The sequence below is a fragment of the Novosphingobium sp. genome, assembly GCF_041915465.1.
Taxonomy (GTDB): domain Bacteria; phylum Pseudomonadota; class Alphaproteobacteria; order Sphingomonadales; family Sphingomonadaceae; genus Novosphingobium.
Map to the genome: position 1 here is coordinate 1 of NZ_JAYSBK010000085.1, position 13,435 is coordinate 13,435.

The following is a 13,435-nucleotide window of genomic DNA, read 5'->3' on the forward strand; positions in this document are numbered from 1 at the left end:
ATCAATCCTTCACAGGTCGAACTGGGCATGTTCATTCACAAACTTGAAGGCAGCTGGTTCAAGCATCCATTCTGGAAATCGCGCTTCCTGCTCGAAGATGACGCGACCCTTGATGACCTGCGCGACAGCGATGTCTGCGCGGTAGTGATCGACCTGTCGAAGGGGCGCGACATCGCCCCGTCCCAGCCCGCGGAAATCCCGCAAACGCGCCTGTCCCGCTATGTTCGCCCGGATCGCGGCAAGTCGGTTCAGCGGCGCGTTTTCGTCCCGCCGGCGCCTGTGCAGACCCAGGCCGTGTCCCCGCAGACCTTTACCCGCGAGTTCGGTCAGGCCCGCAGCGCGGCAACCCGCGCGCGCAAGGTGGTATCGCGCGTCTTCCTGGAAGCGCGGCTCGGCAAATCGGTCGACGCGAACGAGGTCGAGCCGGTGATCGAGGAAATCTTTGCCTCGGTGCAGCGCAATCCGCACGCCTTCAACGGCCTGATGCGGTGCAAGCGCGATGCCGAGCACGTCTATCGCCACGCGCTTGCCTGCAGCGCGCTGATGATCTCGCTGGCCCGGCGCATGAAATTTTCGCCGGCTCAAATCCGCGAGGCGGGTATGGCCGGGCTGCTGTTTGATGTCGGGGTGAGCCATCTGCCGGTGGGGGACGATCGCGGCGGCGACGACTATCGCGCGCTGCCGCTGGAGGTTCGCAGCCAGGGCTACAACTTCCTGATCGCCAGCGGCATCCCCGAAAAGATCGCACTGGTTGCCCTGCAACACCACGAACGGGCCGACGGCAGTGGTTATCCCAATCGCCTTACCGGTGTGAAAATCTCGCCGCTCGCCCGCATGGCGGCGGTTTGCGATGCCTACGATCTGCTGGTCAGCGGCGCCCCCGGCGTGGCCCCGCTCGACCCGGCCGATGCAGTCCAGCGGCTCGTCGCCTCGTCCGGGCAGTTCGATCCCGAAACGCTGCTGGCGCTGATGGAAACGGTCGGCGCCTATCCGGTGGGTTCCTTCGTCGAGCTGCGCAGCAAGCGGCTCGCGATGGTGGTGGACCAGGATCCCGCCGACACATCGCGACCGAAGGTCCGGGTGTTCTGGTCGCTCGCGCTGGGCAAGAAGGTCAGGCAGACCGAGATTCGCCTCGCCGAATGTTACGGCGAGGACGAGATCGTCGGGATCGCCAACCTCGACATGTTCACCGACGAGGAAGCCGCCGACCTGCGTCAGCGGCTGCTCGAAGCCTCGGTGCGCGAAAACTAGGTCCGCCTAGTCCTTCACCACCGGGAGCCACACCGCGCTGGGCTGATCCCCGCCCCAGCGGATTGTCTGCGTCGCCTTCACATAGTCCTTGGCCTGGGCATCGAAGATCGACGGCACCCAGCTTTGCGGGTTGCGATCATAGAGCGGATAGAGGCTCGACTGAATCTGCACCATGATCCGGTGGCCCGGCAGGAACACGTGGTTCACGTTGGGTAGCGACCAGCCAAAGGCATAGGTCTTGCCCGGCTCCAGCGGCGCAGGGGTGGCAAAGCCGTGGACATAGCGGCCCCGGAAGATCTCGATCCCGATCCCCAGCTGATAGCCCGCCATCGCCGGGTTAGCGCCGTTCTCCGGCGGGTAAACGTCGATCAGCTTGACCACGAAATCGCTATCCTGACCGCTGGTTGCAGCGCGCAGGTCAACCCGGGGGGCGCCCTTGATGTGGACCGGCTTGGTCAGTACCGACCCGGTATAGCTCAGCACGTCGGTGCGCCCGGTGACGAAGCGCTGATCCTGGACGAGCCAGGTCCGCCAGACGTCCCCGTCCATGCGGATCGGACGCGGCAGGAACGGCACCGGGGCGGCGGGATCGGAAATGTAGCTGTCGCTGCCGGCACCGGTGGGCTTCGCGAACGAAAGGCCGAACCTGCCGGTCAGGTAGAGCGGCTGCTCGGTGCCTGCGGGCCACTTCGCGTCGACCTCCCACTTGTTGATCCCGGTCGCATAGGTGACGGCGGCCGGCATCGGCGCGCAGGGCGGCGCGTTGGTCTTGAGCCGGCAATCGAAGAACGGCTTGATCCAATCGAGCCGGAACTGCAGCGCGGTATCGCCCTCGAAGCGCAGCGCGCCCAGGCCAAAGCCCTCGTAATTTGCGCCCGAATGGCGCCACGGCCCGATCCCCAGCATGATCGGCGCATCGGGCTGCGCGGCCTTGATCGCGCGGTAGACGGCGGGACCGCCGTAGCTGTCTTCCTGATCCCACTGCCCCAGCATGACCAGCGTCGGCACGGTCAGCTTGTGCTTGGCCAAAATCTTGTCGACCGCCTGTTCCTGCCAATAGGTGTCATAGGCAGGGTGCTCCATCATCTTGCGCACCACAGGCAGGTCCTGGATCCCCCACTTGCGCGCAAATCCGCCCGACGAGACGGCTTCGAGATAGGTCTCGTATTCATCGCCCAGCCCCACCGGCACCGGGCCGCTGCCATCCTTGACCGTCTGTTGCAGCGCATAGTCGAAGCCGAAGGTGCGGAAGGCGCCATTGTGGAACCAGTCGTCCCCCATCCAGCCGTCGACCATCGGCGATTGCGGCACGGCGGCCTTCAGCGCCGGGTGCGGATCGATCAGCGCCATCAGCGCGGTAAAGCCAAGGTAGGACGAACCGATGATGCCGACCTTGCCGTTGCTTTCGGGCAGGTTCTTCACCAGCCAGTCGATCGTGTCATAGGCGTCGGTCGAATGGTCGATCCCGGTCTTGTTGAGGGGGCCGCGCACCGGGCGGACCATCACGTAATCGCCCTCGGACTTGTTCAGCCCGCGCACGTCCTGATAGACCCGGATATAGCCGTCATCGACGAACGGCGCGTCCATGATCGGCAGGATTTCCTCGATCTTCTGGCTGCGGTTGCGACTGGTGGAATTGGTCGCGTTGTAGGGTGTGCGCGACAGCAGGATCGGCGCGTCCTTGGTGCCCTTGCGATAGACGATCACGGTGAACAGCTTGGTCCCGTCGCGCATCGGGATCATCACTTCGCGGCGGACGTAATCGGCCTCGGGCCGCACCCAGTCATAGCTGGCGACCTGATCGTTGGTCATCGGATCGAGCGGGGCGGGAGTGACCTGCGCCAGCAGCGGCGCGGCAACAAGCAGTGCAATCAGGGTGGCGGCGACCTTGCGCATTCATCGGCTCCAAAAGGATAATTATCGAAGTTAGCAGCTTTGTTGCGCTTGAGAACCCGGCGCGCCGCGATATTCTGCGAACGACAAGAGGAGAGAACCATGCGCGCGACCCAGGCCTATTTCGAGCAGACCGGCGGCCCCGAAGTGATCCAGTGGCGCGAGGTAGACCTGCCCGCTCCCGGCCCCGGCGAAGTGCTGGTGCGCAACGAGGCGATCGGGCTCAATTTCATCGACACCTATTTCCGCTCGGGCCTTTACCCGATCCCGCTGCCCAGCGGCCTCGGATCCGAGGCGGCCAGCGTGGTCGAGGCGGTGGGCGAAGGGGTGAATCTTGCCGTCGGCAGCCGGGTCGCCTGCTTCGGCGGGTTGGGCGCCTATGCCACGGCGCGGATCATCAAGGCGCGCGACCTGCTGCCGGTGCCCGCAGGGATCGACGCCAAGACCGCCGCCGCCGTGATGCTGAAGGGCGCGACGGCGGAATGTCTGGCCGAACGCGTCGCCCCGGTCGCGCCGGGCGGCTGGGCGCTGGTTCCGGCGGCAGCGGGCGGCGTGGGCCTGATCCTGGTCCAGTGGCTCAAGGCGCGCGGCGTGCGGGTGATCGGTACCGTCGGCAGCGCGGAAAAGATCGCGCAGGCCGAAGCTGCCGGGGCCGAACTGGTGCTGCTGAGCGATGCCGAGGATCTGGTCGAACGCGTCCGCGCGGCGACCGGCGGCAAGGGCGTGGCGGCAGCCTATGACGGAGTCGGCGCGGCCACTTGGCGAAGCTCGCTCGCCTGTATGGCGCGGCGCGGCACCATGGTCAGCTTCGGCAATGCCAGCGGTCCAGTAACCGGCATCGCGCTGGGCGAGTTGCAGCGCGGCGGTTCGCTGTTCGTCACCCGCCCCACCCTCTACGATTACTACGCCGATCCCGCCGAAGCCGCCGCTGGTGCTGCAAAACTTTGGGACATGGTCGGATCGGGCAAGGTGAAGGTCACGATCGGGCAGGAATATCCGCTGCTCGAAGCCGCGCAGGCCCACCGCGACCTGGAAGCGCGGCGGACGACAGGATCTACGGTGCTGGTGCCGTGAGGGGGTGCGCGAACCAGGTGAACGACTTGGTGTATTTAGTAAACTGGCACCGTAACCTGCACGTTCCATGCTAATTTGAGAAAACCATGCGAGATATCGCGACGATCCGGACTGGTTACTATTACTTTTGGCTTGCAATGATTTGTTTGCTACTTGCCATAAGTATGAATGAAGATCTAACCGGCGGGGGTCTCCATCAGGGAATGTATTTTCGAGCACTCGGTGAGGGATTGTATTTTTTATATTATCCGGGATTGGTATTTTTGATTTTTCATTTTTTTTGGAGATTGAAATCTAAAAATTCGGCTTTATCATTAAGCGATGATTTGCAATGCTTAAAGGTATATAGTAAAAATTTTAAAGTAGATGAAATAGTTGAAGTGCGAAATACTAGATATTTGTTTATTTTTCGCACATTAACAATATCCACTCGAGATCGAAATTATTATATTAAATCATTTGCCGTTAAAGAATCAATTGATGGTATTGAAAATGAGATACGGCGATGGCATTCGCTTTTTTTAAAGTAACTGATTATTTTAAAAATTCCGAATTGTAGAATTCCGAGAATTACGGTGACACGTCCACATTTCCCCATATACTGACGCTCAACTTGGCCGTAGTCTCATAAACGCGAAGCCAAAGCCGCATTGAAGCGAGTTGGACCATGAGTCAGCGCCACTTCCATGGCGTCAGGCGACGCGAAATCCCAACGAGGATCGACGATCCAAAGACTTTTACGTTTGAAGAAGTCTACGAGACTTTCGTAGCATTCGCTTCGGATTCGCCAATGCCGCGCTTCCTGAGGTGGGAACAGGGATACTCCTCCGGTTGACCCGGCTGTTGGCAATAACTTCGCTTCTGGATTTGAGTTTCTCGGGCAGCGAACGGCAGGAACTGCCCCTGCCCCTAGGGCGCCTTCGCGAACCAGATGATGTGGCGCGGGCCTTTGCCCTTGCCGCTCGCATCAACCCGCGCGCGCACTTCGACTTCCTCGACCTCGAAGCCGGAATCTTCCAACCGCCGGGTGAACTTGGGATCGCGGGCGGCGGACCAGATGGCGAGGACGCCGCCGGGGCGCAGCGCCCGCATGGCGTGGCGCAGACCGCCCTTCGAATAGATCCGGTTGTTTTCGGCGCGCACCAGTCCGTCCGGCCCGTTGTCGACATCGAGCAGGATCGCATCGAGCGGTTCGGGGGCAAGCAGGATCGCGTCGGCCACGTCGTCCATGCGCAGCTGTACGCGCGGATCGTCGAGGCAGCCCTCGGCGACGGCGGCCATCGGCCCGCGCGCCCATTCGATGATTTCGGGCACCAGTTCGGCCACGGTGATCCGCGCCTTGGCATCGAGCACTTTCAGCGCCGCGCGCAGGGTGAAGCCCATGCCATAGCCGCCGATCAGCCAGCGCTGCGCGGGCACGCCATTCAGCCGCTCGGCCGTCAGGGTGGCAAGCGCCTCTTCCGAGCCGCGCATCCGGGTCGACATCAGCTCGTTATGGCCCAGCACGATCATGAAATCGCGCCCGTGCGCAAACAGCCGCAGCTCTTCGCCGCCCGGAACCTGCGCGGTTCCCAGCAGTTCCCGCGTGATCACGCCCGGTTCATGCCGCGCGCTGGGCGCGCTCGACCGCCTCGAGGTTGAGCATTTCGGCCAGCATGAACGCCAGTTCGATCGACTGCGCCGCATTGAGACGCGGGTCGCAGTGCGTGTGATAGCGGTCGCCCAGCGTGTCATCGCTGATCGCGATCCCGCCGCCGACGCACTCGGTCACGTCCTGCCCGGTCATCTCGATGTGGATGCCGCCCGCATGGGTGCCTTCGGCGCGGTGAACGGCGAAGAAGCCGCGCACCTCGTTCAGGATGCGGTCGAACGGACGGGTCTTGAGCCCGCTGGCCGACTTGATCACGTTGCCGTGCATCGGGTCGCAAGACCACACCACCGGATGGCCTTCGCGCTTTACCGCGCGGACCAGCGGGGCAAGGCCCGCTTCGACCTTTTCATCGCCAAAGCGGCTGATCAGCGTGATGCGGCCCGGCTCGCGGCCCGGATTGAGCAGGTCGAGCTGGCGCAGCAGTTCGTCGGGCGCCATCGAAGGCCCGCACTTCATGCCGAGCGGGTTGCCCACGCCGCGCAGGTATTCGACGTGCGCCGAACCTTCGAAGCGGGTGCGGTCGCCGATCCACAGCATGTGCGCGCTGGTATCGTACCAATCGCCGGTCAGCGAATCCTGGCGCGTCATCGCCTGTTCGAACGAGAGGTGCAGCGCCTCGTGGCTGGTGTAGAAGCTGGTGCCCTGCAGCTGGGGTACGGTCTTGGGATCGATCCCGCAGGCTTCCATGAAGTCCAGCGCCTCGCCGATGCGGTCGGCCATCTCGGCGAACTTGTCGGCCCAGGGGCTGCGGCCCATGAAATCGAGCGTCCACTGGTGAACCTGGCGCAGGTTGGCATAGCCCCCGGTCGAGAACGCACGCAGCAGGTTAAGCGTCGCGGCCGACTGGCTGTAGGCCTGCAGCAGGCGCTGCGGATCGGGGATACGAGCTTCCGAGGTGAACTCGATCCCGTTGATGTTGTCGCCCAGATAGCTCGGCAGTTCGACGCCATCGATCACTTCGACCGGCGAGGAGCGCGGCTTGGCGAACTGGCCGGCCATGCGGCCCACCTTCACCACCGGCTGCTTGCTGGCGAAGGTCATCACCACCGCCATCTGCAGCAGTACGCGGAACGTGTCGCGGATGTTGTTGGGATGGAATTCGGCAAAGCTTTCGGCGCAGTCCCCGCCCTGGAGCAGGAAACCCTTGCCCGCGGCCACTTCGGCCAGGTCCGCCTTCAGCGCGCGCGCTTCGCCCGCGAAGACCAGCGGGGGAAAGCTCGACAGGGTCTGTTCCACCTTGGCAAGGGCATCGGCATCGGGATAGCTCGGCAGATGCCGTGCTTCCTTGGCCTTCCAGCTTTCGGGGGTCCAGTTATTCGCCACTTTGCTCACTCCATTGAAGAGCGCGCGCCATAGCCCCGCAATCGCACAATTGCAAAGTTCGAAAAGCCGATCACCGCAATCGCGCAATAAAGATTGCGCGCGCCGCGCCTAGTGCCCGCCGTGCTGGCTCCCTTCGTCACCCTTAGCCGGACGCGTCACAAGTTCCTGCCCTTGCGGAATGATTGCCAGCCGCCAGCTCATGCCGGACTGAAGGTACTTCCTGGCCAGCGCCTGCATCGCCTCGGGCGTTGTCTGGGTGTAATCGTTCAGCAAAGTGCGCATTGCGGTAAACCGGCGCGGATCGCTGGTCGCCCCTTCAAGGTGGTACATGAAGAAGGCGCTGCTGGTGGACGAGCGGGTCAGCTGCTGGCGCAGCGGCTCAAGCGCGCGGGCCAGTTCATCGGCGGTGGGAGGATTGGCGATCAGGTCTGCCGCGATTTCCTCGGCAGTCTGGAAGAAGATCGGCACGGCCTGCGGGGACAGCTGTGCGACCGCCACGATCGAGCCGCCGTTTTCAAGGTCGGTCGGCCAGGTGTTGTAAACCTGCGGCGAATAAGCCGCGCCCAGCTTTTCGCGCAGCGCGTCCATCAGCCGGTTCTGGAAGACCTGGGTCAGGATCTCGATCTGGCGCGATTCGCGGATGTCGCCCATCCCGCCGCCGGTCGGCCATTCGATCATCGCAGCGGCCTGCCCCGGATCGCCGCGATGGGTCAAAACCACGGGAGTCTGCGACGGGGCCATGGTCTTGACCCGCGCCGGAGCCGTCCCGACCGGCAGGTTGCCACGGGCGGGAAGAGCGCCAAAGGTTTTGCTTAGCGCCGCAATCGCCTCTGCGCGGTTGAAGTCGCCGAACAGTTGCACCTCGATCGGCCCCTGCTTCAGGATCGGTTCCCAGACCTTGCGGAAGCCATCGGGCGTCGCGGCCTCGATTTCGGCCGGGGTCGGCGTGTGGAAGCGCGGATCCTTGCCGCGTTCATAGAACATCAGGTCGCGCTCAAGCACGCCCTGGGGGCTGGTGGCATAGCTTTCGTACTGCAACTTGGCCGCGGCCTTCGAGCGGACGAAAGGTGCCTCGTCCCAGCGGGGCATCGCGAACTTCGCGGCGAACAGATAGAGCTGGTCGGCAAGGTCGGCGCTGCGGGTATCGGCGGTGAACGAGAACGCGCTGTCTTCGATGTCAAATCCAAAGCCCATCTTGCGGCCGGTCGAAATCCGGTCGAGCTCTTCCTGTCCGAGCGGCCCCATGCCCGAAGGCACCAGTGCCATCTGGCCCAGCGTGATATAGGCCGCATCGTCCGGCCCAAAGGCGCGGTAACCCGCGCCAAACCGCACCTTGAGCGTCACGCGCCCCGGCTCGTCGGTGGTCGGCCAGAGCAGCACCTTGACCCCGTTGGGGAATTCCAGCTGCTCGATTTCCAGGAGGCCGGTCGGTTTGGTAACACTTGGCTGGACCGGGGTGCCGATCGGCGGCAGGTCGGCAAACGAGATGGTCTTGGTATTCAACCGCGCTGTAGGATCGGCCTTTACCGGAGCAAGCAGCGCGGCCTTGAGCGATGCGGTATCAGCCTCGCCGTCCTTGGGGGTCATGTAGATTCCGCGCGTCACCGGCCCCTGGAACATGGCCCGAGTGTGTTCAAGCACGGCCTGCGGCGTGAACAGCGGCCGCGAGCTGTTGAAGATCTGCAGCACCACTTCGGGCGAGGCGATCGTTTCATTGATGTCCAACGCGGTTACCATGTCGTCCGCCAGTCCCGAGCCGGGCAGCAGCCCGCGCTGTTCGACGCTGCTTTCGTAGGCGACGCTCATCTCGGCAACTTCGCGAGCGATCTCCTCTTCGGTCGGCGGCTCGGCCATCGCGTCGGCAATCACCGAACGCGTATCCTTCAGCGCCTGTCCCCAGTTTTCGTCGATCGGCGAGACGAACACGAAAGTGCCATCGACCGAGCGGCTGACCTTATCCTTGCTGACCTGCGCCATCAGGAAACTGCCGCCCGCCCGCGCGCGCGCCTCAAGCCGACGATTGATGATCGCGAGCGCCACGGCGTCGATCATGTTGCCCTGGTTGTAGACCACCGTGTCCTTGACCGGACGCCACGGGCGCAGGACCGAATAGGTAAGGCCGCGCGGCAGGTCGGGTTCCACGATCACGCGGGTTTCGCCCACAGGATTGGCCGGATCGCTGCCCTTGGGGGCAACCGGATCGCCAAACGCGGGCGGCGGCGTGTGCTTGCCGGGGACCTTCCATGTCCCGAAATACTTCGCGATCATCCCCGCCATCAGCGCGGGGTCGATGTCGCCAACCGCGATGATCACCGCGTTTTCGGGGCGATACCAGCGCCGGTGGAAGGCCCGCACGCTGGCCTGGTTGGCCGCATTGAGTGTTTCGGTAGTGCCGATCACGGGGCGCACGGCCAGCTTCTGCCCGGCAAACAGGGTCGCCTGCGTCGCATCGCCCACCCGTTCCGCCGTGCCGCCGCGTTCGCGCTTTTCAGCCAGCACGATCGGCACATCGGTGCGCACGTTGGCCTCGCTCAGCGTCGGATACATGATCATGCCCGAAAGCAGCTTGAAGCTCTCATCAAGCGAAGTCGGGGTAACGCCCGGCAGGTCGAGCTTGAATGTGGTGCTGATCGGACCGGTCTGGGCGTTCGTATCGCTGCCGAAGGTCGCGCCAAGACGCTGCCAGGTGGGGATCGCCTGCCCGTCGCCCAGATACTTCGACTGACGGAACACCAGATGTTCGAGCAGGTGCGCATAGCCGCGCTCGTTGTCCGTTTCGTAAAGCGATCCGACGTCCATGCGAATGCGGATCGAAACCTGGCCCGGCGGCACACCGTTGCGGCGCACGGCGTAGCGTACCCCGTTAGGCAGTTCGCCGAAAATCCATTCCTTGTCCTGCGGAATGTCGCTGCCGCGGTAGAGCCAGGGGTCCTTCGCCTGCTTGGCGCTATCGCCCTGCGGCTGCGCCGGGGTTTCGGCCAGCGAAGGCGGCGTCAGAACGAGGGCGGCGGGCAGCAGGAAGGCAAGAAGGCGCGCGGCGCGTGATTTCAGTCGCATGGGGCAAACTATAGGCAGGCGAATTGTGAAGGGCCAGTGAATAGCTTGGCTCCGCGCCGCCCAGCGCACTTGACCCGCTCCCCAACGCGCCTACATGCCAATCATCATGTTTATCGAAACTGAAACCACGCCGAATCCCGCCACGCTCAAGTTCCTGCCCGGTGAGCAGGTGATGGCCGTTGGCACCCGCGAATTCCGCAATGAAGAGGAAGCAGCCGCTTCACCGCTGGCCGAAGCGCTGTTCAGCCTGGGCGACGTGACGGGCGTGCTGTTCGGCCGCGATTTCATATCGGTCACGGCTGCGCCCGGCGTGAACTGGTCCGACCTCAAGCCGCAGGTCGTCGCCATGTTGCTCGATCATTTCGTGACCGGCGCGCCGCTGCTGCGCACCCCCGACGCCAGCGGAATCGTGGTCCCGGCCGAGGACGAGGACTACGGCGACGATCCGGCCGATGCCGACATCGTCATCCAGATTCGTGAACTGATCGAAACCCGCGTGCGCCCCGCCGTTGCCAACGATGGCGGCGACATCGTGTATCGCGGCTTCCGCGAAGGCGTGGTCTACCTCTCGATGCAGGGTGCCTGCTCGGGCTGCCCGTCGTCCACCGCGACGCTCAAGAACGGGATCGAGACGCTGCTCAAGCACTACGTCCCCGAAGTCATCGAAGTTCGCGCCGCCTGAGCGCGCCTCGCCCAATTCCACCCAGACAGGAAAAGCACCCTCATGTCCCAGCCGCTTGACGATGCCGCGCTTGATCAGATGTTCCGCACCGCCCGCACGTACAACGGGTATCTGGACAAGCCGGTTTCGACCGAGCAACTCCACGCGATCTGGGACCTGATGAAGATGGCCCCGACTTCGGCCAACCAGCTGCCCGCCCGCCTGGTGTGGTGCACTTCGCCAGAGGCCAAGGAAAAGCTGGCCGCCTGCACGATGCCGGCCAACGGTGCGAAGATCCGGTCGGCCCCGGTAACCGTGATTGTCGCCATGGACACCCAGTTCCACGAACAGCTGCCCTGGCTGTTCCCGCACGCTGATGCGCGTTCGTGGTTCGTGGGCAATGACGCCCTGCGCGAACGTTCGGCCTTCCTCAACACCACCCTGCAGGCCGCCTATTTCATCATGGCCGCCCGCGCGATCGGACTCGATACCGGGCCGATGACGGGCTTCGCCAACGACGCGGTCGATGCCGCGTTCCTGGCCGAAACTCCGGACTACAAGTCGGTGATGATTTCGACGCTCGGCTATGGCGATCCGGCGAGCATCTTCCCGCGCAGCCCGCGGCCCGATTTCGACACTTTCAACCGGATCGCCTGAGGCGCTATCTTCGCGGCGATGCGAACGCTGGTAATCGATAGTGCGACCGAGGCCTGCTCGGTCGCCTTGTTCGGCGATGAGGGGCTTCTCGCCGGAGACTGGCGCATGCTGGGCCGGGGCCACGCCGAACAGCTGGTCCCGATGATCTCCGCCCTGCCCGGCAAGGGCCAGGCCGACCGGATCGCGGTTGCGCTTGGTCCGGGCAGCTTCACCGGGGTGCGCGTCGGGCTCGCCGCGGCGCGGGCGCTGGCGCTGGTCTGGGGCGCAACACTGGTCGGATATCCCACACCCGCCTTGATTGCCGCCATGGCGCGCACGCAGCGCGGCGCACAGCCCGTACGCGTGGCCATGACGGGTGGGCACGGCGAATGGTTCGTCAGCGATTTTACCGAAGACGGCGCGCCGCTGGGCGACATTGCCTCACTGCTCCCGGCCGTTGCGGCCCAGGGGGGCGCGGCGCTGGTTGCGGGGAGCCAGGCCGAAGCCCTGGTCGCCGCACGCGGCAGCGGCGAGGCCCTGCCGATCTGGAGCGATGCGCGCTGCTTTGACCAGTTGGGCGCCGTCGCGCTCACACCAGACGTTCAACCGCTCTATGGCCGCGCCCCGGATGCCAAGCTGCCCGGGGGAGTTGCGCCGTGACCCCGCCGGGTGACGATCTCGACCGGATAATGGCGGTGATGCAAGCCGCCTTCCCCCCGGAATATGGCGAGGCCTGGACCCGCCGACAGGTTGAAGACGCGATGCTGCTGGGCGGCTGTCACTACGGTCTTGTCGCGGCGCATGGCGGTGCGCCCGGCACCAACGAGGCCGCGGCCGGGTTTTTCCTTTCCCGTACCGGATATGACGAGGAAGAATTGCTCCTCCTGGCAGTCGACCCTGCCTGTCGTCGCCTGGGACTGGGCCGCCGTTTACTTGAGCAATTTGCCGAAGGCGCGCGCACGCATGGCGCGAAGCGGCTGTTGCTGGAAATGCGGCGCGGTAATCCAGCCGAGTCGCTTTATCGTAATTTCGGTTTCAATCAGATCGGGGTGCGCCCGAACTATTATCGCAGCGCCACCGCAGAGCGGATCGACGCGATTACTTTTGCCTGCGATTGCCATTAGTTAACTCGAATTTCATGACCAATCCGCCGGAATCGAACTGTATTACAGTGTAATATGGTCGCCAACGGGTTGTTTTATTGTCACGGGAGGCTAAATTGCCACCCGGAGGCGGGCTGTCTGTGGCCTGACACTCCGAAAACCAAAAACGGTCGCTTACAATCACAGGAAGGAAACAAGCATGGACTCGATCCAGGCTGATATAAATGAAACGCTCATTACGCTGACGTCCGATATTGTTGCTGCGCATGTGAGCAACAACAGCGTCGGCGTGGAAGAACTGCCCACTCTGATCAGCAACGTCTATGGCGCACTTGCCGGGCTTGGCCAGGCCGCGCCGGAGCCGGAAGCAGCCCCGCTGAAGCCCGCCGTGTCGGTGCGCGCTTCGGTCAAGGCCGACAAGATCACCTGCCTTGACTGCGGCATGGAACTCAAGATGCTCAAACGCCATCTGATGACGCATCATGGCATGACGCCGGAAGACTATCGCGCGCGCTGGGGCCTGGCAGCGGACTATCCGCTGGTCGCCCCGAACTACGCCGAAACCCGCCGCGATCTTGCCAAGAAGATCGGCCTGGGCCGCAAGCCTGGCGTGAAGCGCGGGCGCAAGCCCAAGGCGTGAACCTGGCCTTATCGGCTAACAATTGAGTTGCAGTTGAAGAATCGCCCCGCCGGTTTATGATCGGCGGGGTGTTCCTTTTCTGACGGATAGTTACGTGCATCAGGCCATCGACATCGAAGCGCTATGCGTAGAGCGCGGATTGCGCA

General features: G+C 63.6%; 11 protein-coding genes. 7 read left to right on the forward strand and 4 right to left on the reverse strand.

What is annotated here, in order from left to right; translation table 11 throughout:
• A partial coding sequence (locus ACE3SN_RS13065) for an HD-GYP domain-containing protein (protein WP_374530679.1) occupies positions 1 to 1,251 on the forward strand: 1,251 nt, incomplete at its 5' end.
• Between the two features lie 6 nt (positions 1,252 to 1,257).
• Here ACE3SN_RS13065 and ACE3SN_RS13070 read toward each other — a convergent pair.
• A complete protein-coding gene (locus ACE3SN_RS13070) occupies positions 1,258 to 3,147 on the reverse strand; it encodes a CocE/NonD family hydrolase (RefSeq protein WP_374530680.1) in 1,890 nt (629 codons plus the stop codon).
• Positions 3,148 to 3,246: 99 nt separating this feature from the next.
• On the opposite strand from ACE3SN_RS13070, the gene ACE3SN_RS13075 reads away from it, so the two are divergent.
• The gene (locus tag ACE3SN_RS13075) at positions 3,247 to 4,218 is read left to right on the forward strand and encodes a quinone oxidoreductase (RefSeq protein WP_374530682.1); all 972 of its coding nucleotides are present in this window, start codon (positions 3,247 to 3,249) and stop codon (positions 4,216 to 4,218) included.
• 909 nt (positions 4,219 to 5,127) lie between these two features.
• On the opposite strand, the gene ACE3SN_RS13080 is transcribed toward ACE3SN_RS13075, so the two are convergent.
• From ACE3SN_RS13080 to ACE3SN_RS13090, 3 genes are all read right to left on the reverse strand, one after another.
• Positions 5,128 to 5,811: a spermidine synthase gene (locus ACE3SN_RS13080; RefSeq protein WP_374530684.1), complete on the reverse strand. Its 684-nt coding sequence runs from the start codon at positions 5,809 to 5,811 to the stop codon at positions 5,128 to 5,130.
• A 7-nt stretch (positions 5,812 to 5,818) separates the two neighbouring features.
• Complete coding sequence (locus ACE3SN_RS13085; protein WP_374530686.1) at positions 5,819 to 7,192, reverse strand: class II 3-deoxy-7-phosphoheptulonate synthase; 1,374 nt, start codon at positions 7,190 to 7,192, stop codon at positions 5,819 to 5,821.
• Positions 7,193 to 7,300: 108 nt separating this feature from the next.
• On the reverse strand, positions 7,301 to 10,249 hold the full coding sequence (locus ACE3SN_RS13090; protein ID WP_374530687.1) for a M16 family metallopeptidase: 2,949 nt from the start codon (positions 10,247 to 10,249) through the stop codon (positions 7,301 to 7,303).
• Positions 10,250 to 10,355: 106 nt separating this feature from the next.
• Between ACE3SN_RS13090 and ACE3SN_RS13095 the strand changes: the two genes are divergently transcribed.
• From ACE3SN_RS13095 to ACE3SN_RS13115, 5 genes are all read left to right on the forward strand, one after another.
• The gene (locus ACE3SN_RS13095; RefSeq protein WP_374530689.1) at positions 10,356 to 10,931 is read left to right on the forward strand and encodes a NifU family protein; all 576 of its coding nucleotides are present in this window, start codon (positions 10,356 to 10,358) and stop codon (positions 10,929 to 10,931) included.
• 42 nt (positions 10,932 to 10,973) lie between these two features.
• Complete coding sequence (locus ACE3SN_RS13100; RefSeq protein ID WP_374530691.1) at positions 10,974 to 11,567, forward strand: malonic semialdehyde reductase; 594 nt, start codon at positions 10,974 to 10,976, stop codon at positions 11,565 to 11,567.
• Between the two features lie 18 nt (positions 11,568 to 11,585).
• Positions 11,586 to 12,206, forward strand: coding sequence for a tRNA (adenosine(37)-N6)-threonylcarbamoyltransferase complex dimerization subunit type 1 TsaB (gene tsaB / locus ACE3SN_RS13105; protein WP_374530693.1), 621 nt, complete (start codon positions 11,586 to 11,588; stop codon positions 12,204 to 12,206).
• A 29-nt stretch (positions 12,207 to 12,235) separates the two neighbouring features.
• A complete protein-coding gene (locus ACE3SN_RS13110; protein ID WP_374530697.1) occupies positions 12,236 to 12,670 on the forward strand; it encodes a GNAT family N-acetyltransferase in 435 nt (144 codons plus the stop codon).
• A gap of 178 nt (positions 12,671 to 12,848) precedes the next feature.
• Positions 12,849 to 13,289, forward strand: a complete 441-nt coding sequence (locus ACE3SN_RS13115) for a MucR family transcriptional regulator (RefSeq protein ID WP_374530695.1) — start codon at positions 12,849 to 12,851, stop codon at positions 13,287 to 13,289.
• Positions 13,290 to 13,435 lie beyond the last annotated feature (146 nt).